Raw genomic sequence first — 19,762 nt, 5'->3', positions numbered from 1 at the left:
GCATGGCCCGCCCCGCCGAACCCGGAGTGACGGGCTCCGTCCCCGCCCGCGCCGCCCCGGCGCGGGTGGGGCGCTGGCTGGCCCTGGCGCTGCTGATCATCGTGCTGGACCAATTGACCAAGGTCTACTTCAACACGGCGTTCCAGTACGGCGAACGGGTCAACGTGCTGCCGTTCTTCGACTTCACGCTGGTGTTCAACCGGGGGGCCGCGTTCAGCTTCCTGGCGTCCGAGGAAGGCTGGCAGCGCTGGCTGTTCACGGGCCTGGGCTGCGTGGCGGCCGTGGTGATCATCTGGATGCTGCGACGCACCCATGGCCAGCCCCGCTTCAGCCTGGCGCTGACGCTGATTCTGGGCGGCGCCATCGGCAACGTCATCGACCGTGTGGTGTATGGGCACGTCGTGGACTTTCTGCTGTTCTACTGGAACGACTGGCAATTCCCGGCCTTCAACCTGGCGGACGTGGGCATCACCTGCGGCGCCGTGCTGCTGGTGCTGGACGAGCTGTTGCGCGCCCGTAAGCCGCAGGCCTGACGGAGCCAGCCGGGGCGCAACGCCCCGGCTCGGCGCCCCGCTTTTGCCGTGCTTGACACCCCCTGAACGCATGGCGAACGGCGCGATGCCGCAATGCAGAATAAAATCACCCTCCACTCCTCGTTTTCACGGCGCTGAACCCGCCGCCCCGCCCTCATGCTCGATCTCGCCCGCAAACGCATCGTCCTCGGTATGACCGGGGGCATCGCCTGCTACAAAATCGCCGAGCTGGTACGGCGCATGACCGAACAAGGCGCCACCGTGGACGTGGTGATGACCGAGGCGGCCACGCACTTCATCACCCCCGTCACCATGCAGGCCCTGTCCGGCCGCCCGGTATTCGTGGACGCATGGGATGCGCGCGTGCCCAACAACATGGCGCACATCGACCTGACGCGTGGCGCGGACGCCGTGCTGATCGCGCCCGCCAGCGCCGACTTCATGGCCAAGCTGGCGCACGGCATGGCCGATGACCTGCTGTCCACGCTGTGCCTGGCGCGCGCCTGTCCCCTGCTGGTGGCGCCCGCCATGAACCGCGAGATGTGGGCCAACCCGGCCACGCAGCGCAATGTCGAACAACTGCGCGCCGACGGTATCAGCGTGCTGGGCCCTTCGGCCGGCGAGCAGGCTTGCGGCGAAACCGGCGATGGCCGGATGCTGGAAGCGCACGAGCTCCTGACCGACCTGATCGCGTTCTTCCAGCCCAAGTTGCTGGCCGGCCGCCACGTGCTGCTGACCGCCGGCCCCACCTCCGAACCGGTGGACCCCGTGCGGGTCCTGAGCAACCGCTCGTCGGGCAAGACGGGCTATGCCCTGGCGCGCGCCGCGCGCGAGGCCGGCGCCCGCGTCACGCTGATCACGGGCGCCACGTTCCTGCCCGTTCCGCGCGGCGTGACCGCGCTGTCGGTCACCACCGCGCGCCAGATGCATGACGCCGTGATGGCCAGCGCCGCCGATGCCGACATCTTCATCGCCGTGGCCGCCGTGGCGGACTGGCGCGTCAAGAACGTCAGCACGCAAAAGCTGAAGAAAACCAGCGAAGGCGGCGGCGCGCCGCTGATGGAATTCGAACCCAACCCGGACATCCTGGCCGAAGTGGCCAAGCTTGAAAACGGGCCGTGGTGCGTGGGCTTCGCGGCCGAAACCGAGAAGCTGGCCGAACACGCCGAAGCCAAGCGCGCGCGCAAGGGCATCCCGCTGCTGGTGGGCAACCTGGCGCACAAGGTCATGGACGCGGACACCACGGAACTCGTGCTGTTCGATGCGCAAGGCGCGCACCCGCTGCCTGCCGGCGACAAGCTCGACGCGGCGCGCCGCCTGATCGCGGAAATCGCGGCGCGCATGCCCGTATAGGAAAGCGAGGGGCGGCGGCAAGCGCCGCCCGGCTTATTGCTCCAGGCTGATGTTCGCGGCCTTGACGATGTCCGCCCATTGATTGCGATCGTTCTCCAGGAACTGGCCGAACTTCTCGGGCGTCATGCCGGTGACGGGCTCCGAGCCCAGGCCGGCCATTTTCTCGATGAGCGCGGGCTGCTTGAGCACGTCTTGCAGGGCTGCGTAGTAAGCGGCCAGCACGTCGGCGGGCAGACCGGCCGGGGCGAACACGCCCTGCCAGGTCGGCATGTCGAAGCCCTTCAGGCCTTGCTCGTCCAGGGTCGGCACATTGGGCAACTGGGCGGAGCGCTTCAGCGACGCCACGGCGATCGCCTTGACCTTGCCCTGCGACGCCAGCGGCGCGGCGGTGGAGATGTTGTCCATCGTCATCGCGATATGGCCGCCAAGCAGGTCGGTGATGACGGGCGCCGCGCCGCGGTAGGCGGCATGCGGCACCTTCACGCCCAGCTTGTACAGCATGGTCTCGGCGATCAGGTGGTTGGAGATGCCCACGCCGGCGGTGCCGTAGGTGGCGGACGGCGTATTCTGGAAGTACTCCTTCAGCTCCGCCAGGTTGTTGGCCGGCACGTCCTTGTTCACGATGACCACATTGGGCTGCACGGCGGCCAGCGTGATGGGCGTGAAGTCGGCGGGCTTGTAGGTCGTGCCCTTGGGATTCAGGACGTGGGTGATGGCCATGGAGCCGGCCGCGGCGATGCCGATGGTGTAGCCGTCGGCGGGCGACTGGCTCAGGCGGTACGCCATGATGTTGCCGCCGGCGCCGGCCAGGTTTTCAACGACGACCGGCTGGCCCAGGCGCTGGGACAGTGGTTCGGCCAGCAGGCGGGCCAGCGTATCGGCCGAGCCGCCCGGCGCGAAGCCGACCAGCAGGCGTACGGGTTTGGTGGGTTTCCACGCGTCGGCGGCAAGCGCCGGCGTGGCCGACAGCGCGGTGACGGCGAACAGTGCGCCAGCGGCGCGGTGCAGGGTACGGCTGAACATGAAAAGACACTCCCAACAATTGATTGACGAAGTCAGCTTCGTCTCCTCTCGCCGCTCGCCCGGACCGGCCGCATGATCAAGTGTGCGCGGCCGGGACTTCGGGATTGCTTCCGGCGGCGTTATTCCAATATTTGCGCAAGCGACTGCGCGACCATGCGGTTCGACAGCAGCACGGGGCGCCCCGATGCGCGGGCCACGGCCTGGCGCATGCCATCGGCATAGCCCATGCAATGCATGACGATCAGGTCGCAGGACGCCAGCTCGCGGCCGGCATCTTCAAAGTTCCGCTCGGCCTGCCGCGCGTCGGCCTCGTAGGGCGAGGCATGCACGACGCGGGTTTCGCACTCCAGCGGCACCGCCATGTGAAAGGCGTCGACCTGCGCGGCCAGCGGAACCACCAGCCCCAACTTGCGGCAGTGCTGCGCCAGTCCCGCGACCAGATGGTCCACGACCTGCTGCGGCTCGACCACCAGCGTGCGCATGGGCGCGATCGCGGTGCCGGTGCACAAGGGCACCAGCACGTCGTAGCCCCCGTCATCGGCCTGGCGCATCACGTGCGCCAGGCGGGCTTCGGCGGCCGCCGCGTCCAGCTCGATCTGCGCGCCGTCGCGCATGCGCGTGGCGAAGCGGTACTCACCGGGCCGGGGCGCCAGGGCGGCAAGCGCCGCGGCATCCAGGCCGTCCAGCGCGCCGAACTCGTCGATGCGCACATGCGCGCCCAGCAGCGCCGCCATCTCGGGCACCACATCGCTGCGCGGAGACTGCCCGATGGTGAAGAACGCCACGCGGCGCGGCGTCGGCGCGTTCATGCCGCGGCTCCGGGCTCGCGGCCCACGGTCTGCAGGTGCGCCATCGAACCATAGCGGGCTTGCAGCGCGTTCCATTCGGCGTCATCGAAGAAGCCCAGGGTGCGTTGGCCGAACAGCTTGGCGATCTCGATGCAGAAGCGCATGGCGACATCGGCGTCCACCGCGTTCGTGACGCCCGTGGCGCAACCCGGCACGGTGGTCTGCGCCGTCAGCGCCACGCCGACGACCGGCGCATCCGTGACGATGGCCGGCTGCATCAGCGAATTGACGTGCCAGAGGCCGTTTTCATAGGGTGTGATGTCCTGCGTCGTCAGCGGCAGCGTCAAGGGCAGTTCGCCGCTGACCCAGCCCATCACGTCCAGCATGGTCTCGGGGATGCGCAGCAGGTAGCCCTGCTTGGCCACCGGCGTCAGCGCCACGCCGCGCTTGTTCACCAGGCGATTGCCCCGCGTCGTGTCGACGGAGAGGATGGCGTCCATGCGCGGGTCGACTTCGTGGGACATCATCTCGCGCATGGGGAACGGCGAACGCATCATCGGCACCGGATGATGCGGCCGCGTGCCTGCGCGCGGGCAGATGTGGGTGCGGATGCGCACCGTGCCAGGCATGACGTCGCCCTGGCGGGCCATGGCCATCAGCTTGAGCGCCGCGGCAATCGCCACGACCGCGCCGTCGCTGTCGGACACTAGACCCGTCACCGCCGGACGCGCGCCAATGCCGCCCAGCCGGCCCACGATCCCGAGCTGGGGCGCCGACGCGTCGGCGCCCGGAATGACGATGGACAGAAAATCCGTGGCGGCGCCGCCGCGCTCGAGCCGCGTGACGTCCACGTCGCACTGGCCGGCGTCTCGCAGAACTTTCGCCACCGATTCGCCGGTGACATGCGCGGAAGACAGCAGCTCGATGGTGTCGATGACTTGCTTCATGCGGAGATCTCCAGCGGACCAGGACGGAACACGCGCGGCTCTTCCAGACCCAGGAACAGCGGCGCATCGTGCGGCCCCACCAGCGCGACCCTGTCGCCGCGCACGCGCAGCGCGGCGCCTTCGGGCAGGCCGAGGACCGGCATCGCGGGATTCAGCGTGCAGAATTCCGCCAGGCGCTGGGCGCGGGTTTCGCCGCGGTGTCCCGGCGGATGGGCATTGGTGTAGTGCGGGTTGATCTGGAACGGCAGCAGGCCCAGCGCGTCGAAGCCGCCCGGATCCGTGATGGGCATGTCGTTGGTCGTGCAGATGCTTGGGCAGGTCAGATTGGAACCGGCGCTCCAGCCCAGATAGGCCGCGCCCTGGCGGACGCGGCGCGCCACGACGTCGAGCAGGCCCAGGCGGCGCAATTGGCCCAGCAGATTGAACGTGTTGCCGCCGCCGACGATGATGACCGCGGCCGCTTCGAGCGCAGCGGCCGGATCCTGGGCCAGGTGCAGGCCCTGGATGTCCAGGCCGGTGCCGGCCAGCGCGGACGCCACCAGCGCCGTGTAGTCGTCCCAGTTGCGGGTGACGCCCGCGTACGGCACGAAGACGGCCGGCGCGCCTTGCGGCAGGCCTTCGATCAGTTCGCGGATGTCGGGCATGGCGTGGACCAGATAGCCGGCGTCGCTGCTGGAATTGCTGAGAAGCAAGAGGTTCATGAAGGGGATTTCCGTAGAAAGGTTGGTCTGGATGCGCGCTAATGCGGACGCGTCCGCGGATCTGGGGAGTCAGTTCAGCCAATAGGGGTCGTTCAGTTCGCGGCCCAGCGCCGCCACCTGCTGCAGCACGGATTCGCGCAGGCGCGCCACGCGGTCGGCGTCGGCCTGGAAGGACACGAACGACAGGCACAGGCCGCGCAGCTCACCCGTGGCCGGATCGCGCACCGCCGCAGCCACCGCGCCGATGCCCGGCATGGCCTGGTCTATCGCGACACCGCAATGGTCCGCGCGGGTCTGCGCCACCAGGCGAGTCAGGTCGCCAACGGTGGCGGGGCAATCGCGCCCTTCCATCGGCAAGGGCTGCGCGGGGTCCGAGCCGTACAGCGTCTGGAATTCGGAGTCGGTCAGCCGCGACAGCAGCGCACGGCCCATGGCGGTGCCCGAGGCGGCGCGGCGCGATCCCGGCGGCGACAGCACCTGAACGGGATGCGAGCCGTTCAGGCGTTGCAGCACGACGGTCTCGCGCTGATTCAGGGTGGAGAGATAGGCGGTCAGCCCGCTGTCGTCCGACAGGCGGACCAGCACGGCGCGGCAGGCCTCGTCCAGCGGCGTGGCGGCCATGCCGGCGCGCACGGCCTGCGACAGGAGCGCGCCGGGGCGGTAGCGGCGCGTGGCCGAGTCCTGGTCGAGCATGCCGTAGTTCTGCATCTGGTTCAGCAGGCGCGATGCCGTGCTCTTGGGCATGGCCAGGCGTGCAGCGACTTCGGTGAAGCTCAGTTCCGCCGCGCCTTCCGCGTATAGCGACAGCACGCGTTGGACGCCGTCTAGAATGCTCATATGTGTTCCATAAAACGGAACTTAAGTTCCTTATTAGCGAACAAGCATAATGCAAGCAGTGGAAACAGGTCAATACGCGCAGACCATGAAAAAGGCCCCCGGATCACGGGGGCCTTGGGAATGCCGATAGAAGCCTGACTACTTCGTCGACCCTTCGGACCACTGGGCCAGCGGCAGCGGCGGCTGCGCGTGGAGGATACGGGCGAGCACCAGCTTCAGCTCGGCCCAGCCCCCGCGGTCGCTCGGCCAGACGGAAGGCGTGACCGGCTTCCACGAACCATCCGCCGCGCGTTCGGCCATCTTGAAACGGAAGGTGTAGTGCCCCGCCATGCCCATGCGCAGGTCGGACACGATCAGCGCATCGCCGATGGCGTCATAGCGCAACCAGTCGTCCGTGAACCAGCGCAGGCGTTCATGCAAGGGCACGCCCGCCAGGGCCTGCCCCAGCTCCAGGTTCAGCGGCTGGCGCAGCCATTCCGGCTGATCCCGGTCAAACAGGCTGCTGACCGACTCGTAATAATGGCCATCGGCCGTCTTGGCGATCACGCGCCACACCAGGGTGTTGAACGGCATGGGCACGGCCCTGAGTTCGGCGACGGCGACGCCCTGCCCGCGCATGGCCTCGAGCACGCGGTGCTCGGCCACCACGCGTGCCGCCAGGCCGAAGCCCAGATAGGCCGTACTGAAGACCAGCGCCGCGGCCAGCAGGCGGCGCGCGGTCCGCGTCATCCCAAAGGCGGTGGCGAACAGCACGCCCAGCAACAGTGGCACGGTATAGAGCGGGTCGATGATGAAGACGGCCGCCCAGCTTTCCGGAATGGCTGGCAGCGGCCAGAACAATTGCGTGCCGTAAACCGTCAGGGCGTCCAGGATGGGATGCGTCACCAGCACCAGCCACAGCGTCAGGAAAAGCCTGCGCCCGCTATATGGCGCCTGCGGCCAGTATTTGCGTATCAGCCACGCCAGCAGCAGCGCCAGTCCGGTCAGAACGAAAACCGAATGCGAAAACCCGCGGTGATAGGTCATGAGCGAGACGGGATCCGGGTAGCTCATCAGGACGTCCAGATCGGGCACGGTGGCCAGGGCGGCACCGTAGATGAGCGCCCGCCGTCCCTGCACCCGCCCCAGCAGGACACCCTGAATGCCCGCGCCCAGCACTGCTTGTGTAACCGAATCCATAGTTCCCCGACGTTAAGCTTCCACCACACGGCCTATATACCCCAAGGCCGCGCACGCAGGCGTTAAGATACCCGATTGCATTCAGCTAATTTTCAACTTGTCATTCATGGACCACTACATAGATCAGATCGGCCTGTTCATCGAGGCCAACCAGGTGTGGGCCGGCCCGATCACTTTTCTGCTGACCCTGGGCGAATCCATGGTGCTGCTGGGCTTGTTCATTCCCGCCACCGCCTTGATGTTGCTGACCGGCGGCCTGATCGGCGCGGGCACGCTCGACCCCTGGGGAATTCTTGCCTGGGGTATCGCCGGCGCGATCGTCGGTGATGCCCTGTCCTACTGGCTGGGCCGTTGGGCGGGCCCGGGCGTGCTGCGTCGCTGGCCCCTCAAGCAACAGCGCACCGGCGTGGCCCGCGCCCGCCTGTTCTTTTACCGGTACGGATTCGCGTCGGTGCTGATCGGCCGCTTCCTGGGCCCGATCCGCTCCACCATCCCGACCGTCGCGGGCGTGATGGGCATGGCGCATGGGCGCTTCCAGTTGGCGAATGTCACGTCCGCGATTCTCTGGCTGCCGCTGATGCTGGCGCCGGGCTATGTCACCGCGCGCAGCCTGGGCGCGGCGGAAAACGCGCAACAGATCGCCATGATGATCGGCGCGGGGTTCTCGGTGCTGCTAGGATGCGGGCTGCTGCTAGCCATGATGCGCAAGCGGCGCCAGCCGGCGAGGCGCCGCGGCAACTGAACCCGGAGAGAAACATGGCCATAGATGCGGAGCCGAAGAACGGCGATTTCGCGCGCTATATCGAAAACCTGACGCGCGCGGGCGGCGTCACGCCCGGCCAGGTCTCCCGCCAGCGCGAAGCGTCCCGCCAGCCTTCCGTGCCCGTCGCGGCGCCGGCCCCCGCACCCTCGTCCGAACCGCTGTCCACCGCTCCCTGGGGCAAGACCGCGCCGCCGCCCATGCGGCCCGCTCCTGGCGTGGCCATACCGGGCCAGGAAGACGTCGGCGCCGTTTCGATGGCCCGGCGCGCCAGGCAGCGCAAGATCGGCATCGTGCTGACAGTCGGCGGGATACTGGCGGGCTGGGCCGCCGTGCGCATCGCCTTCGAATCGCTGCGGCGCTCCGAATTCGAGCTGGACGCGCTGATGCCCGCCATCTTCCTCGCGTTCTTCGCGTTCATGCTGTTCAAGGCGGCCAGCAGCGCGCGCAATCCACGCGGATCGCGCCTGGAAAAGCTCCCGCCGCTCAAGCCCTCGTCCCATCGCAAGGACGCCGGTTGAGCCCCGGACCGGGCGGCCAATGGTGCTAACATTTCCGCCGCAATCGCAAAGCCCCCCACGAATCCCGGAGTAAAAGTGAATAACGTAGTCGGATTGAACCAGGCCCAGGCGGCCACGATGCTGAAGCTGCAGGGCCACTTGAACAGCATGATCAATCCGGACTGGGTCAATGGCGGAGCCCGCTTCCTGCGCGCCGCCTTCGTCGAATCCGCCGAAGCGCTGGAGCACTACGGCTGGAAGTGGTGGAAGAAGCAGACCATCGATCTGCCCCAGGTGCAGATGGAACTGGTGGACATCCTGCATTTCTACCTGTCGCACACGATCGTTCAGGCCGGCGGCAACGTCGACGCCGCCTCCCGCGCGCTGGTGGCCGACCTGGCCTCGCCCCCCACGGTCACGCTGGACGGCGCCGCGTATGCGCTGGACGCCTTGAACGTGCCCGAACTGCTGGAACTGATCGGCGGATTGGCAGTGTGCGGACGCGCCAGCTTCAAGGTGCTGGAACAGACCATGACCGCCTGCGAAATGAGCTGGAACGACGCCTACACGCAATACGTTTCGAAGAACGTGCTCAATATCTTCCGCCAGCAGCACGGCTACAAGGAAGGCACCTACATCAAGATCTGGAACGGCGAAGAAGACAACGTGGTGCTGGCCCGCCTGCTGTCGCAGCAGGATCCCGCCAGCGCGGACTTCGCCGACGTCCTGCATCGCGAACTGGAGCTGGCTTACTCGCGCCTGTAAACGCCGCGCGGCCCGCCAAGGAAAAACGCCGCTGTAGCGGCGTTTTTCTTGCTTTGGCGAAAGCCCGGCCGGACTAACGCTGGCCGAAGCGCGTCTCACCGAACAAGGCCTTCAGTTCGCGCGGCTGCGAGCGCCAGTACTGGCGCGGCGCATCGACCTGGCCGCCCAGTTGGGCGGCGGCGTGCCAGGGCCAGCGCGGGTCGTAAAGCATGCCTCGCGCGAGCGCGATCATGTCGGCCTGGCCTTGCGCAACGATGTCCTCGGCCTGCTGCGCCTCGGTGATCAGGCCCACCGCGATGGTGGGCATGCCGATCTTGCGCTTGATCTCGTCGGCGAACGGCACCTGGTAGTTCGGTCCCACTGGTATCTTCTGCTGCGACGAAACGCCGCCGCTGGACACGTCGATGAACTCGCAGCCGCGGTCCTTCAGCGCCTGCGCGAACGCCAGCGTCTGCGCTACGTCCCAACCGCCGTCGACCCAATCGGTAGCGGATACGCGCACGCCCAGCGCCACGGACGGCGGCGTGATTTCACGCAAGGCCTGGAACACTTCCAGCGGGAAACGCATGCGGTTTTCCAGCGAACCGCCATAGGCGTCTTCGCGCAGGTTCGACAGCGGCGACAGGAACTGGTGCAGCAGATAGCCGTGCGCGGCGTGCAGTTCGATGGCGTCGAAGCCCAGACGCAGGGCACGCCGAGCGCTGTCGACGAAGGCATCGCGCACGCGCGCAAGGCCCGCGCCGTCCAGCGCATGAGGCGCGGGCTCGTGCGCGTTGTGCGGCACGGCCGACGGCGCCCAGCCCTGCCAGCCGCCTTCGCTGGCCGGTACCAGTTGGCCGCCATTCCAGGGGGCGTCGCTGGATGCCTTGCGGCCGGCGTGGCCTAGCTGGATGCCCAGCTTGATGGGCGAATACCGGCGCACTGCCGCCACCACCCGGCCCAGCGCCGCTTCGGTTTCATCCGACCACAGGCCGAGATCTCCCGGTGAGATGCGGCCATCGGGCTCCACCGCGGTGGCCTCCGTGAACAACAGCGCGGCGCCCGACAGCGCCAGGTGCCCCAGATGGATCATGTGCCAGTCGGTCGCGCGGCCTTCCTCCGCCGAGTACTCGCACATAGGCGCAATCACGATGCGATTGGCCAGTGGCAGGTTGCCGATTGACGTGGGGCTGAACAGATGACTCATGCGGGGAACTCCGGGGCGTTGGACGCCACAGCATAGCGCCCGCGAAACGAAAGGCCAGCAATCCCAGCGCCCCCGGCAGGGTTAAGCCCGGCCGGACAGGCGCTGAACCGCACACCGCCTATTGCCCTTCGATCACCGAGTCCAGGAACTGGCGCGTACGCGCCTCTTTGGGTTGGCTGAACAGCACCGGGGATTCCGCGTCTTCGACGATATTGCCTTGATCGAAGAACAACGTGCGGTCCGAACTGCGTTCCGCGAATTTCATTTGATGGGTGACGATGATCATCGTCATGCTGCGGCGGGCCGACAGGTCCCGCAGAATCTGCAGGATGCCACCCACCAGCTCCGGATCCAGCGCGGACGTCACTTCGTCGAACAGCATGATCTCCGGGCACATCGCCAGCGCGCGCGCGATCCCCACGCGCTGCTTCTGCCCCCCCGACAACTGTCCGGGATAGACATCCAGCTTGTCGCCCAGCCCGACCATGTCCAGATACTCCACGGCGCGCTCGCGCGCCTGATCGCGGGACATGCCCAGCACATGCAGCGGCGCTTCCATGGCGTTGCCCAACGCCGTCATGTGCGGGAACAGGTTGAAGTGCTGGAAGACCATGCCGATCTTGCCGCGCACCTTGCGCAGGTGTTCGGAATTGGCGCCCGCCGGGCGTCCGCTCGCATCCGTCCACATCGATTGCCCGTCGATCTCGATGTCGCCGCTGCTGGGCCGGTCCAGCGTCATCAGCACGCGCAGCAAGGTGGACTTGCCCGAACCCGATGGGCCGATCACGGCCACGGTCTGCCCGGCCGGAATTTCCAGGTTGATGCCGCGCAGCACCTCCAGCTCTCCGTAGCGCTTGTGCAGATTCTTGATGTTTACGCTGGCGCTCATCGCTTTCCTCCATATCGTTGCAGGCGGGCCTCCAGGCCGCGCACGCCCCACGCCGCCACCAGGCTGAGCGCCAGGAACAGCACGCCCACCAGGGTCAGGGGTTCGGTGTACCGGAACGTCGAGGATCCGATCATCTTGCTTTGCTGCAGCAGTTCCACCACGGTGATCGCCGACAGCAGTGGCGTGTCCTTGAACATCGCCACCAGATAGTTGCCCAGCGCCGGCACCACGGGCGGGATCGCTTGCGGCAGCACCACGCCAATAGTTGTGCGCCAGCGCGACATGTTCAAGGCCGTGGCGGCTTCCCATTGCCCACGCGGCACGGCTTCGATGCCGGCCCGATATACCTCGGCGCAATAGGTGGCGTAATGCAGGCCAAGCGCCACGATGCCGGTCGTGAGCGGGGACATCTGCGCCCCCGTCAAGGGCAGCACGTAGAACAGGAAGTACATCTGCACCAGCAGCGGCGTGCTGCGCACGAATTCGATCACGAACGCCGTGGGCAAGGACACGATGCGCAGGCGGGAACGGCGCAGCATCGCAAGCACCAGGCCCAGCGTGACCGCCACCAGCATCCCCAGCAGCGTGGCCTGGATCGTGATGACCAGCGCCGAACCCAGCGTGGGCAGGATTTCCAGCGCGAAGGACCAGTCGAAAATCGGTGTCATCGGACTCGGACCCTCCGCTCGAGCAGGCGCACGCCTGCCGTGATCAGCAAGGCCACCGCGAAGTACATCAGCAGCATCAGGGTGAAGATCTCGGTGGTGCGCAGGGTTTCGCTGCGCAATAGCTGGCCGCGGAACGTCAGGTCAGTGATGGTGATCAGCGACACCAGCGCCGTGTTCTTGAGCAGTTCGATCAGCAGGTTGCCGGCGGGCGGCAGCATGGCCGGCACCGCCTGCGGCAACACGATGCGGCGCATGATCTGCCCGCGTGACAGGTTCAGCGCCACGCCCGCCTCGCGCTGGCCGGGCGGCACCGCGCGGATGGCGCCACGCACCACTTCCGCGCCATACGCGCCGGCGTTCAGCGCCAGCACGACGATACCCACCAGCATGGCCGGCAGTTGCACGCCGAACAAGGGCAACACGAAGTAGAACCAGAAAAGCTGCACCAGCGCCGACGTGCCCCGAAAGACCTCGACATAGACCGATGCCAGCCACCGCACCGGCCGCAAGACCGACAGGCGGCCGATGCCGGACGCCAGCGCCAATGGCACTGCCAGCACCACCGCCCCCGCCATGATTTGAAGCGTGACGGCCAGCCCCTCGAGCAGGGGCGGGACGAGCTCCGCGATATGCTCTGAAATCAACTGCATCGGCGCCCCTTACTGTCCGGCGCAGAGCTTGGCCGCGGTCGCGCCCTTGGGCAGCTCCTGCTCGGTGAAGCCAAAGGGTTCCACGAGCTTCTTGTGTTCGTCGGTGCCGATGAACTTGGCCAGCTCCGCATTGAAGGCGTCGGCGAAGGCCCTGTCGTCGGTCCGGAACGCATAGGCGCCGTAGCCGCGCACGCCCTTGCCGTCGATCAGCGGATCCGCGAAGGGCTCGGCCTTCTCCAGGCCGCTGCCCTCTTGCGTCTTGCCCATCAGGTCGTTGATGGTGAGCGCGGTGGCGGCATAGGCGTCGGCGCGTCCGGCCTGCACGCCGGACAAGGCGCTGACGGCGTCCGGAAACACCACGACCTGGCCGGAAGGGATCTTCACTTTTTCGGCATAGTCGCCCTGGATGGCGCCCACCACCACACCCAGCTTGGCGTCGGGATTCTTGGCCACGTCTTCATAGCCATGCAGCTTTTTCGGATTGCCTTGTTTGACCAGGAAGGCCTCGCCCACGCCATAGGTCGGGTCCGAGAAAGCCACCTGCTGGCAGCGTTCCGGCGTGACATACATGCCGGCGGCAATGATGTCGAAACGCTTCGCGGCCAGGCCGGGGATCAGCGAACCGAACTCGGTCAGCACGCCTTCCACCTCATTGATACCCATGCGCTTGAGCACGACGCGGGCGATCTCCACGGATTCGCCCGTCACCTTGGCTTCCTTGCTGTCCATATAGGCGAACGGCGCTTCATTCGCGTAGCCGACGCGTATCTTGCCGGCGGCCTTGGCCGCTTCCAGGGTGCTGCCGGTGGCGGCCGGCGCCCCGCCCGCCACCGGCGCCGGCTTGTCGGCGCCCGAATCGGAGCAGGCGGCCAGGATGCCCAGGCTCAACGCCAGCAGCAGTCGGCTCGATCGAAGCAAGGTCATGAATTTTTCTCCCGTATTTATTTCTAGGTGCATGGCTTCACTAAAAATAATACGCTATTAAATGATTTCACCACGAATGATATAGGCATGAAAAAGCAGGCCTAAGCCTGCTTTTGGGATCCGTTGCCCTATGAAGCGTTAAGACACGTTACAAAACGCATCTGGGTTCGACTGCCATCACTGGGCATAGGAAAACCGCCCATTCTTGACGGTGCCCATCACCCGGGCCCGCTCGTCGAATCCCTGGTGATTGTCCTTCGAGATATTCAGCACGCCGTTGGGCACGATCAGGTCGCGCGTGTTCTCCAGCGCATCGCGCAGCGCCAGGCGGAACTCCGGCGTGCCCGGCTTGGCGCCCGTCTTCAACGCCCGCGCCACGGCCGAATCCAGCAGCATCCAGGCGCCATAGGCGTCCCCGGCGAACTGCGTCAGGGTATTGGCGCCGTACTGATGTTCGTATTTGTCGGCAAATTCCACGGCGACCTTCTTGACCGGATTGGAATCAGGCAATTCACGCGCCACCACGCCAGGGCCGGTGGGGAACAAGGTCCCTTCCACGTCCTTGCCGCCCACTTGCAGAAACTCCAGCGTGCCGATGCCATGGGTCTGGTAGATGGCGCCGGTATAGCCGCGCTCCAAAAGCGTCTTCTGCGGCAAGGCGGCAGGCGTGCCAGAGCCGGCCACCAGCACAGCGTCCGGCTTGGCGGCGATGACCTTCAGCACCTGCCCCACCACCGACGCGTCGGTGCGCTGAAAGCGTTCCTGCGCCACGATTTTCAAGTCGGACCCGGCCGCGGCCGAGAACTCCTTCCACCAGCTATCGCCGTACGAATCGGCAAAGCCGATGAACGCCACGTTCTTCAAGCCTTTTTTCTTCATGTCCTCGACCAGGACGGTGGCCATCAGCGAATCGTTCTGCGGCATCTTGAACGCCCACGCGCGCTTGGGATCGGACAGCGGCTCGACAATGACGCTGGACGCCGCCAGGGCGATCATCGGGGTCTTGGTTTCGGCCAGCACGTCCAGCCCGGCCAAGGCGGCGGCGGTGATGTTGGGCCCCACGATGGCATCGACCTTGTCTTCAGAGGTCAGTTTGCGCATGTTCTTCACCGCGCGGCTCACATCCGTGCCGTCATCCAGAACCACGTAACGCGCGGGCTCGCCGCCCAGCGTGTTCGGCCACAGGCGGATCGCATTATTGGTCTGGATGCCGATGGCGGCTGCGGGACCCGTCGTGGACACGTCCACGCCGATCACGATTTCGGCTTGGGCGGACAGGACGGGAACGGCCAGCGCGACGGCGCAGGCGTAGCGGGCAAGAATGCGGGACATGAGACGGCTCTCGGGAAAGTGTTGAGGGGATGCGGTTGAGGGGATGCCGCTATTTTGCCTGATGCGGGACGCCGGTTTCCCCGGCCACCGGGTCCGTTGGCGTCCGGGGCCGCTCCCTCCTGCCGTCCAGCCGCCCTACCGTTACATCGGCTTGCCGTTGCGAACGGCCGATTCCATGCGAGCCCCCCGGGCGCACCGTATCATCGACGATGCCGCCTGAGGCAAAGCGCGCCGCCTTCACCGGCGCACGCGCTCCCCTACCCCGGACGCGCCGCGCATGGCCGCGTCCCTCACAGGAGTCACGTATGAAGAAAACCGCAACCGCCGCCTGGTCGGGCGATCTGAAGACTGGCAAGGGCACGATTTCCACGCAAAGCGGCGCGCTCAAGAGCCAGCCTTACGGCTTCAACACCCGCTTCGGCGACACCCCCGGCACCAATCCCGAGGAACTGCTGGGCGCGGCGCACGCCGGCTGCTTCACCATGGCGCTGTCGAACATCCTGTCCGAATCCGGCATGGTGGCGCAGAGCCTGGACACCAAAGCGGAAGTCACGCTCGACAAGGTCGACGACGGCTTTTCCATTACCGCCGTCCATCTGACCGTGGAAGCGGTCATCCCGGGCGCCTCCGCGCAGGCCTTCGAGGAAGCCGCGCGCAAGGCGGAAAAGGGCTGCCCCGTGTCCAAGGTGCTCAACGCCAAGATTTCCATGGACGCCAAGCTGAAGTCCTGATGGCCGCCAGGCCCGATGCTCCGCCCCTGACGGGGCCGGATCATTGGGCCCTCCTATCCGTCCCTTGGGCAAAATCAATTTGACGGTTCGGCGCTGCTTCTAGAAAATGAGAACCATTCTCAGGAGCATCCCATGACCGGTTTCATCTACGCGATTTCGGGCGGCCACGCCGCCCTGGCGCAAGACGCCCGGGTGTCGGCGAACCTGCGCCGAATGGTCGGATCCGGCCTTCTGGTCGCCGTGGGCTATATCGATCCGGGCAACTGGGCCACGGACATCGCCGGCGGCAGCGGCTTCGGCTATGGACTGCTCATGGTGGTCATCGCGTCCGCGTTCCTGGCGCTGGGGTTCCAGGTCCTGGTCTCGCGCCTGGCACTGGCCACCGGACAGGACCTGGCCACGCTGACCGCTCGCCACCTCTCGCCCCGCCTGTCGAAGGCCGCCTGGCTGGCCGGCGAAGCCGCTATCCTGGCCACCGCGCTTGCGGAACTGATCGGCGGCGCGATCGCATTGCGGCTGCTTTTCGGCCTGCCGCTGATCGCGGGCGTCGCCGTCACGGGCATCGGCACTTTCGCCGTGCTGGCGCTGACCCGCGGCAACGCCGACCACCACGAATGCGTGATCGCCGGACTGCTGTCAGTGGTGGCACTGTCGTTCGTGTTCCTGCTGTTCAAGGCCAACCCGGGCTGGACCGAGGTGGCGCATGGGGTCACCGAGACCGGCCAGGCATTGCGCGACCCGCAGGGCTTCCTGATCGCGCTGGGCATCCTGGGCGCAACCCTCATGCCGCATAACCTGTATTTGCATTCCGGCTCCCTGGCGCAGCGCGCGCAAGAACTTCCGGCCGAAGCGCGCGGCATGGCCATGCGCGTGGCGCGCAACGACACCATCGTGTCCCTGGGCGTCGCCATGCTGATCAATTCAGCCATCATGATCGTGGCGGCCGCGTCCCTGTCCGGTTCCGGCATCGCCGTCTCCAGCCTGGACGATGCCCATGCGGTGATCGGCCACACGCTGGGCGTCGGCGCGGCCATCGTGTTCGCCGTGGCGCTTTATGCCGCCGGGCAAAGCTCGACCATCACCGGCGTGCTGGCCGGCCGCATCCTGTCGCGGGGCTTCCAGGTCCGCAGCGACTGGTCGGACCGCCGCCGCGCGCTGATGACGCGCCTGGTGGCGGGCGCGGCGGCGGTGGGACTGCTGGCGTTCACCGGCGGCCAGGAACCGGACGAACTGCTGGTGCTGAGCCAGGTCATCCTTAGCCTGGCGCTGCCCTTCGCCCTGGGTCCGCTGGTCGTGCTGGCCTGCCGCAAGAGCCTGATGGGTCAATATGTGCTGCGGGGCGCCTGGGCCTGGGCCGCCGTTGCCGCCACCGTAAGCATCATTGTGCTGGACGGCTATCTGCTGGTGGACATGGTCGCCTGAACAAACGCGCGGCTAGCCCGTTCCGAACGGGCAAAAAAAACGCCAGCGGATGCTGGCGTTTTTTTGTGGCTCTTGGATGAGCTTAGTGGTGGGCGGAGACCACCGGGTGCTGCTGCCGGCCCGCGTCCATGTCATGCAGGACTTCGCCCACTGCCCCGCCCAGCGCTGCCAAGCGCAGTTTCAGGCGCAGCCAGCTCGAACGGACCGCAGGACCGGACAGGGTTTCCGCCTTGATGGCCTCGCGGATCAGGGACCGCTCCAGCGCATCCGACATACGGGCATTTTTCAACGCGGTATCGCTCATGGTTCTCTCCTTGAGAAAGGGCGATGTGGAACAACACGACTTCATGTTAGACCCGCGTTTGCTGCGTCGCAATAAAAACTACAAACATTTTTTTGTTCGTTGTGCAATGGGTACAAACACCACCATTACGGTGCACGCTGCCCCCATTTACGCACCAGTGTTGTGCAACGCCCTAGCCCATTCAGCCGGCAAGATGGATCCGGATCAACTTTTCGGCCATGTCGGCCACCCTGCCAGCCGGTCCGCCCGCCCCAAAAAGCTGGCTGGAAACGAAAGCGCCTTCGATCAGCAAGAGCAGCCCGTCGGCCAAGGCCTCCGGGTCGCTGGCGCCCATTTCGGCCGCCATCGCATTCAGGCGGCGGCGCAGTTCCTGCTTGTGCGCAACCGCGACCACCCGCGCGGGGTGGCCCGCTTCGGGATATTCCACGGCCGCGTTCGTCAGGCCGCAGCCTCGGTATCCGTTTTGCACGGCTCGGCTGCCCAGGCCCGACAAGTAGTCCAGCAATTGCCCGCGGGGATCGCCCGGGTGCGCGGCGCAGGCGGCATCGAAGCGGGCCCAGAATTCGGCGTCGTAGTCGCGCAGGTAGGTCGCCGCCAGTTCGTCCTTGGACGAAAAGCTGCGGTACAGGCTGGGCTTGGTGACCCCGGCCTGGGTGACGATCGCGTCCACGCCCACCGCGCGTATGCCATCGCGGTAGAACATTTCACGCGCCGTCTTGCGTATGCGCTCGGCCGCCAGCGGCGGCTTGGCCGCGGGCTTGGCAGAGGAAGACAAGGGAATCTTGGTGGCCATGCTGAACTCCTTTTCCGCAGGACGGCCCGAATGAGGCGGCCCTCCTGAAAACAGAATCGTCAAAAAACCGCTTGACGATGTTACTGACCGGTACGTACTATTCGCAAACCTCAATACGTACCGGTCAGTAACATGAGTATAGCCCAACCTCCCTTTCCGTTCCGCCGCGCCGGGCAGAAGTACGCGTTCGTCGTCGTGGCCGTCATCTTCCTTTCCTTGCTGGTCGCGGCCGGGCTCCGGTCTTCTCCCAGCGTACTGCTGGTGCCACTGGAAGAGGCATTCGGCTGGAGCCGAAGTTCGATTTCGTTCGCGGCCGCCCTGGGCATCTTCCTGTACGGGCTGGTCGGCCCGTTCGCCGCCGCGGCCATGGAGCGCTTCGGCCTGCGCCGCGTCCTGATCTGCGCCCTGCTGCTGATGGCCGCGTCCAGCGCCGTCAGCGCGTTCATGACCGAACCCTGGCAACTGCTCATGACCTGGGGCGTGTTCTCGGGCATCGGCTCGGGCGCGGTCGCGATCGTGATGGGCGCCACCGTCGTTAACCGCTGGTTCGTCAAGCATCGCGGCCTGATGATGGGTCTGTTGACCGCCAGCGCAGCCACCGGCACGCTGGTGTTCCTGCCCGTGCTGGCCGCGTTGGCCTCGTCGGGCGACTGGACACGCGTGGTCTGGACGGTGGCGGGCGCCGCGGCCGCGCTGGTGCCGTTGGCGTGGTGGCTGGTGCCGGACCGCCCATCCAGCGTAGGCCTCGTACCCTTCGGCAGCGACCCCCACGCCGCGCCCGCGCCCAGCGCGCCCCGCACCGGCATGCTGGCCGCCACCTTCGGCGCGCTGTCCCGCGCCGCCAGGACCCGCACGTTCTGGTATCTGTTCGCCACGTTCTTCGTGTGCGGCTTTACCACCAACGGCTTGGTCGGCACGCACCTGATCGCGCTCTGCGGCGACCATGGCATGCCCGAAGTGCAAGCCGCGGGCCTGCTCGCGATGATGGGCATTTTCGACCTGATCGGCACCACGGCATCGGGATGGCTTACCGACCGCTACGATCCGCGCAAGCTGCTCTTCGTCTACTACGCGTTGCGGGGCCTGTCGCTGATGTACCTGCCCTATTCCGATTTCTCTTTCTACAGCCTGTCGATCTTCGCGATCTTCTTCGGCCTGGACTGGATCGCCACCGTGCCGCCCACCTTGCGCCTGACCACGGAAGCCTTTGGCGAACGCGATGCCCCCATCGTCTTCGGATGGATCGTCGCGGGCCATCAACTGGGGGCCGCCAGCGCCGCCTGGATGGCCGGCGCGTTGCGCGACTCGCAAGGCAGCTACCTGATGGCCTTTGTGATCTCCGGCGCGACCGGCCTCATCGCGGCCGTCCTGGCACTGATGATAGGCAGGAAGCGCGTCGTGGCGCAGCCGGCCTGAACGGCGCGGCGCATGGGGGCAAAGCCGCCATGCGCTCCGGAACCGCCCGCGGCGGCACAGG

Annotated in this window: 22 protein-coding genes; 8 read left to right on the top strand and 14 right to left on the bottom strand. The window is 66.6% G+C overall.

Annotated features, from left to right (window positions below):
* The first annotated feature begins 2 nt into the window (after nucleotides 1–2).
* A complete protein-coding gene (lspA, locus tag ASE30_RS02125; protein WP_057282602.1) occupies nucleotides 3–533 on the top strand; it encodes a signal peptidase II in 531 nt (176 codons plus the stop codon).
* Between the two features lie 156 nt (nucleotides 534–689).
* A complete protein-coding gene (gene coaBC / locus ASE30_RS02120; protein WP_057282601.1) occupies nucleotides 690–1,886 on the top strand; it encodes a bifunctional phosphopantothenoylcysteine decarboxylase/phosphopantothenate--cysteine ligase CoaBC in 1,197 nt (398 codons plus the stop codon).
* Between the two features lie 33 nt (nucleotides 1,887–1,919).
* Here coaBC and ASE30_RS02115 read toward each other — a convergent pair whose 3' ends face one another.
* From ASE30_RS02115 to ASE30_RS02090, 6 genes are all read right to left on the bottom strand, one after another.
* Nucleotides 1,920–2,909: a tripartite tricarboxylate transporter substrate binding protein gene (locus tag ASE30_RS02115; RefSeq protein ID WP_057282600.1), complete on the bottom strand. Its 990-nt coding sequence runs from the start codon at nucleotides 2,907–2,909 to the stop codon at nucleotides 1,920–1,922.
* A gap of 119 nt (nucleotides 2,910–3,028) precedes the next feature.
* Nucleotides 3,029–3,718, bottom strand: a complete 690-nt coding sequence (locus ASE30_RS02110) for an AroM family protein (protein ID WP_057282599.1) — start codon at nucleotides 3,716–3,718, stop codon at nucleotides 3,029–3,031.
* The gene (locus ASE30_RS02105) at nucleotides 3,715–4,644 is read right to left on the bottom strand and encodes a DUF1177 domain-containing protein (protein ID WP_057282598.1); all 930 of its coding nucleotides are present in this window, start codon (nucleotides 4,642–4,644) and stop codon (nucleotides 3,715–3,717) included. Before ASE30_RS02105 ends, ASE30_RS02110 begins: the two co-directional genes overlap by 4 nt.
* The gene (gene pepE / locus ASE30_RS02100; RefSeq protein WP_057282597.1) at nucleotides 4,641–5,345 is read right to left on the bottom strand and encodes a dipeptidase PepE; all 705 of its coding nucleotides are present in this window, start codon (nucleotides 5,343–5,345) and stop codon (nucleotides 4,641–4,643) included. The genes ASE30_RS02105 and pepE overlap by 4 nt, the downstream gene beginning before the upstream one ends.
* Nucleotides 5,346–5,414: 69 nt before the next feature.
* Nucleotides 5,415–6,182, bottom strand: a complete 768-nt coding sequence (locus ASE30_RS02095; protein ID WP_057282596.1) for an IclR family transcriptional regulator — start codon at nucleotides 6,180–6,182, stop codon at nucleotides 5,415–5,417.
* A 138-nt stretch (nucleotides 6,183–6,320) separates the two neighbouring features.
* On the bottom strand, nucleotides 6,321–7,361 hold the full coding sequence (locus ASE30_RS02090) for a metal-dependent hydrolase (RefSeq protein WP_057282595.1): 1,041 nt from the start codon (nucleotides 7,359–7,361) through the stop codon (nucleotides 6,321–6,323).
* Nucleotides 7,362–7,467: 106 nt separating this feature from the next.
* On the opposite strand from ASE30_RS02090, the gene ASE30_RS02085 reads away from it, so the two are divergent.
* The 3 genes from ASE30_RS02085 (at nucleotide 7,468) to ASE30_RS02075 (ending at nucleotide 9,386) form a co-directional block, all read left to right on the top strand.
* Nucleotides 7,468–8,103: a DedA family protein gene (locus ASE30_RS02085; protein WP_057282594.1), complete on the top strand. Its 636-nt coding sequence runs from the start codon at nucleotides 7,468–7,470 to the stop codon at nucleotides 8,101–8,103.
* 14 nt (nucleotides 8,104–8,117) lie between these two features.
* The gene (locus ASE30_RS02080) at nucleotides 8,118–8,642 is read left to right on the top strand and encodes a hypothetical protein (RefSeq protein ID WP_057282593.1); all 525 of its coding nucleotides are present in this window, start codon (nucleotides 8,118–8,120) and stop codon (nucleotides 8,640–8,642) included.
* Between the two features lie 93 nt (nucleotides 8,643–8,735).
* On the top strand, nucleotides 8,736–9,386 hold the full coding sequence (locus ASE30_RS02075) for a dUTP diphosphatase (RefSeq protein WP_057282592.1): 651 nt from the start codon (nucleotides 8,736–8,738) through the stop codon (nucleotides 9,384–9,386).
* Nucleotides 9,387–9,459: 73 nt separating this feature from the next.
* Here the strand turns inward: ASE30_RS02075 and ASE30_RS02070 are convergent, their stop codons facing one another.
* From ASE30_RS02070 to ASE30_RS02045, 6 genes are all read right to left on the bottom strand, one after another.
* Nucleotides 9,460–10,572, bottom strand: coding sequence for an NADH:flavin oxidoreductase/NADH oxidase (locus ASE30_RS02070; protein ID WP_057282591.1), 1,113 nt, complete (start codon nucleotides 10,570–10,572; stop codon nucleotides 9,460–9,462).
* Nucleotides 10,573–10,690: 118 nt separating this feature from the next.
* Nucleotides 10,691–11,461, bottom strand: coding sequence for an ectoine/hydroxyectoine ABC transporter ATP-binding protein EhuA (gene ehuA / locus ASE30_RS02065; RefSeq protein ID WP_057282590.1), 771 nt, complete (start codon nucleotides 11,459–11,461; stop codon nucleotides 10,691–10,693).
* Nucleotides 11,458–12,129 carry an ectoine/hydroxyectoine ABC transporter permease subunit EhuD gene (gene ehuD / locus ASE30_RS02060; protein WP_057282589.1) on the bottom strand — a complete coding sequence of 224 codons (672 nt, stop codon included), beginning with the start codon at nucleotides 12,127–12,129 and terminating at the stop codon, nucleotides 11,458–11,460. The genes ehuA and ehuD overlap by 4 nt, the downstream gene beginning before the upstream one ends.
* Nucleotides 12,126–12,779 (bottom strand): ectoine/hydroxyectoine ABC transporter permease subunit EhuC, encoded by a 654-nt coding sequence (gene ehuC, locus ASE30_RS02055; protein ID WP_057282588.1) that lies wholly within the window; start codon nucleotides 12,777–12,779, stop codon nucleotides 12,126–12,128. The genes ehuD and ehuC overlap by 4 nt, the downstream gene beginning before the upstream one ends.
* Before the next feature lie 9 nt (nucleotides 12,780–12,788).
* Nucleotides 12,789–13,703 carry an ectoine/hydroxyectoine ABC transporter substrate-binding protein EhuB gene (gene ehuB / locus ASE30_RS02050; protein ID WP_057282587.1) on the bottom strand — a complete coding sequence of 305 codons (915 nt, stop codon included), beginning with the start codon at nucleotides 13,701–13,703 and terminating at the stop codon, nucleotides 12,789–12,791.
* A 177-nt stretch (nucleotides 13,704–13,880) separates the two neighbouring features.
* Entirely contained in the window at nucleotides 13,881–15,035 is a 1,155-nt protein-coding gene (locus ASE30_RS02045) for an ABC transporter substrate-binding protein (protein ID WP_057282586.1), read from the bottom strand.
* 305 nt (nucleotides 15,036–15,340) lie between these two features.
* Here ASE30_RS02045 and ASE30_RS02040 point away from each other — a divergent pair, with 305 nt between their 5' ends.
* Complete coding sequence (locus tag ASE30_RS02040) at nucleotides 15,341–15,766, top strand: OsmC family protein (RefSeq protein WP_057282585.1); 426 nt, start codon at nucleotides 15,341–15,343, stop codon at nucleotides 15,764–15,766.
* A gap of 132 nt (nucleotides 15,767–15,898) precedes the next feature.
* Nucleotides 15,899–17,188: an Nramp family divalent metal transporter gene (locus ASE30_RS02035; RefSeq protein WP_057282584.1), complete on the top strand. Its 1,290-nt coding sequence runs from the start codon at nucleotides 15,899–15,901 to the stop codon at nucleotides 17,186–17,188.
* Nucleotides 17,189–17,270: 82 nt separating this feature from the next.
* Here ASE30_RS02035 and ASE30_RS02030 read toward each other — a convergent pair whose 3' ends face one another.
* Nucleotides 17,271–17,492: a hypothetical protein gene (locus ASE30_RS02030; RefSeq protein WP_057282583.1), complete on the bottom strand. Its 222-nt coding sequence runs from the start codon at nucleotides 17,490–17,492 to the stop codon at nucleotides 17,271–17,273.
* Between the two features lie 181 nt (nucleotides 17,493–17,673).
* On the bottom strand, nucleotides 17,674–18,285 hold the full coding sequence (locus ASE30_RS02025) for a TetR/AcrR family transcriptional regulator (RefSeq protein WP_057282582.1): 612 nt from the start codon (nucleotides 18,283–18,285) through the stop codon (nucleotides 17,674–17,676).
* 132 nt (nucleotides 18,286–18,417) lie between these two features.
* Between ASE30_RS02025 and ASE30_RS02020 the strand changes: the two genes are divergently transcribed.
* Nucleotides 18,418–19,701, top strand: coding sequence for an MFS transporter (locus ASE30_RS02020; protein WP_057282581.1), 1,284 nt, complete (start codon nucleotides 18,418–18,420; stop codon nucleotides 19,699–19,701).
* Nucleotides 19,702–19,762: the final 61 nt, after the last annotated feature.

This window comes from Achromobacter sp. Root83, from assembly GCF_001428845.1.
In the GTDB taxonomy this organism is placed as follows: domain Bacteria; phylum Pseudomonadota; class Gammaproteobacteria; order Burkholderiales; family Burkholderiaceae_B; genus Achromobacter.
Note: the sequence above shows the minus strand (reverse complement) of the source record. Positions and strands in the feature narration are given on the sequence as shown.

What these genes read in the sequence shown, in the direction of transcription:
- ASE30_RS02025 (WP_057282582.1), bottom strand. Translation starts at nt 18,285, where the DNA reads ATGGCCACCAAGATTCCCTTGTCTTCCTCTGCCAAGCCCGCGGCCAAG.
- pepE (WP_057282597.1), bottom strand. Translation starts at nt 5,345, where the DNA reads ATGAACCTCTTGCTTCTCAGCAATTCCAGCAGCGACGCCGGCTATCTG.
- ASE30_RS02095 (WP_057282596.1), bottom strand. Translation starts at nt 6,182, where the DNA reads ATGAGCATTCTAGACGGCGTCCAACGCGTGCTGTCGCTATACGCGGAA.
- ASE30_RS02115 (WP_057282600.1), bottom strand. Translation starts at nt 2,909, where the DNA reads ATGTTCAGCCGTACCCTGCACCGCGCCGCTGGCGCACTGTTCGCCGTC.
- ASE30_RS02090 (WP_057282595.1), bottom strand. Translation starts at nt 7,361, where the DNA reads ATGGATTCGGTTACACAAGCAGTGCTGGGCGCGGGCATTCAGGGTGTC.
- ASE30_RS02040 (WP_057282585.1), top strand. Translation starts at nt 15,341, where the DNA reads ATGAAGAAAACCGCAACCGCCGCCTGGTCGGGCGATCTGAAGACTGGC.
- ASE30_RS02020 (WP_057282581.1), top strand. Translation starts at nt 18,418, where the DNA reads ATGAGTATAGCCCAACCTCCCTTTCCGTTCCGCCGCGCCGGGCAGAAG.
- ASE30_RS02070 (WP_057282591.1), bottom strand. Translation starts at nt 10,572, where the DNA reads ATGAGTCATCTGTTCAGCCCCACGTCAATCGGCAACCTGCCACTGGCC.
- ehuC (WP_057282588.1), bottom strand. Translation starts at nt 12,779, where the DNA reads ATGCAGTTGATTTCAGAGCATATCGCGGAGCTCGTCCCGCCCCTGCTC.
- ASE30_RS02045 (WP_057282586.1), bottom strand. Translation starts at nt 15,035, where the DNA reads ATGTCCCGCATTCTTGCCCGCTACGCCTGCGCCGTCGCGCTGGCCGTT.
- ehuB (WP_057282587.1), bottom strand. Translation starts at nt 13,703, where the DNA reads ATGACCTTGCTTCGATCGAGCCGACTGCTGCTGGCGTTGAGCCTGGGC.
- ASE30_RS02110 (WP_057282599.1), bottom strand. Translation starts at nt 3,718, where the DNA reads ATGAACGCGCCGACGCCGCGCCGCGTGGCGTTCTTCACCATCGGGCAG.
- ASE30_RS02085 (WP_057282594.1), top strand. Translation starts at nt 7,468, where the DNA reads ATGGACCACTACATAGATCAGATCGGCCTGTTCATCGAGGCCAACCAG.
- ehuA (WP_057282590.1), bottom strand. Translation starts at nt 11,461, where the DNA reads ATGAGCGCCAGCGTAAACATCAAGAATCTGCACAAGCGCTACGGAGAG.
- ASE30_RS02080 (WP_057282593.1), top strand. Translation starts at nt 8,118, where the DNA reads ATGGCCATAGATGCGGAGCCGAAGAACGGCGATTTCGCGCGCTATATC.
- ehuD (WP_057282589.1), bottom strand. Translation starts at nt 12,129, where the DNA reads ATGACACCGATTTTCGACTGGTCCTTCGCGCTGGAAATCCTGCCCACG.
- coaBC (WP_057282601.1), top strand. Translation starts at nt 690, where the DNA reads ATGCTCGATCTCGCCCGCAAACGCATCGTCCTCGGTATGACCGGGGGC.
- ASE30_RS02105 (WP_057282598.1), bottom strand. Translation starts at nt 4,644, where the DNA reads ATGAAGCAAGTCATCGACACCATCGAGCTGCTGTCTTCCGCGCATGTC.
- ASE30_RS02030 (WP_057282583.1), bottom strand. Translation starts at nt 17,492, where the DNA reads ATGAGCGATACCGCGTTGAAAAATGCCCGTATGTCGGATGCGCTGGAG.
- ASE30_RS02035 (WP_057282584.1), top strand. Translation starts at nt 15,899, where the DNA reads ATGACCGGTTTCATCTACGCGATTTCGGGCGGCCACGCCGCCCTGGCG.
- lspA (WP_057282602.1), top strand. Translation starts at nt 3, where the DNA reads ATGGCCCGCCCCGCCGAACCCGGAGTGACGGGCTCCGTCCCCGCCCGC.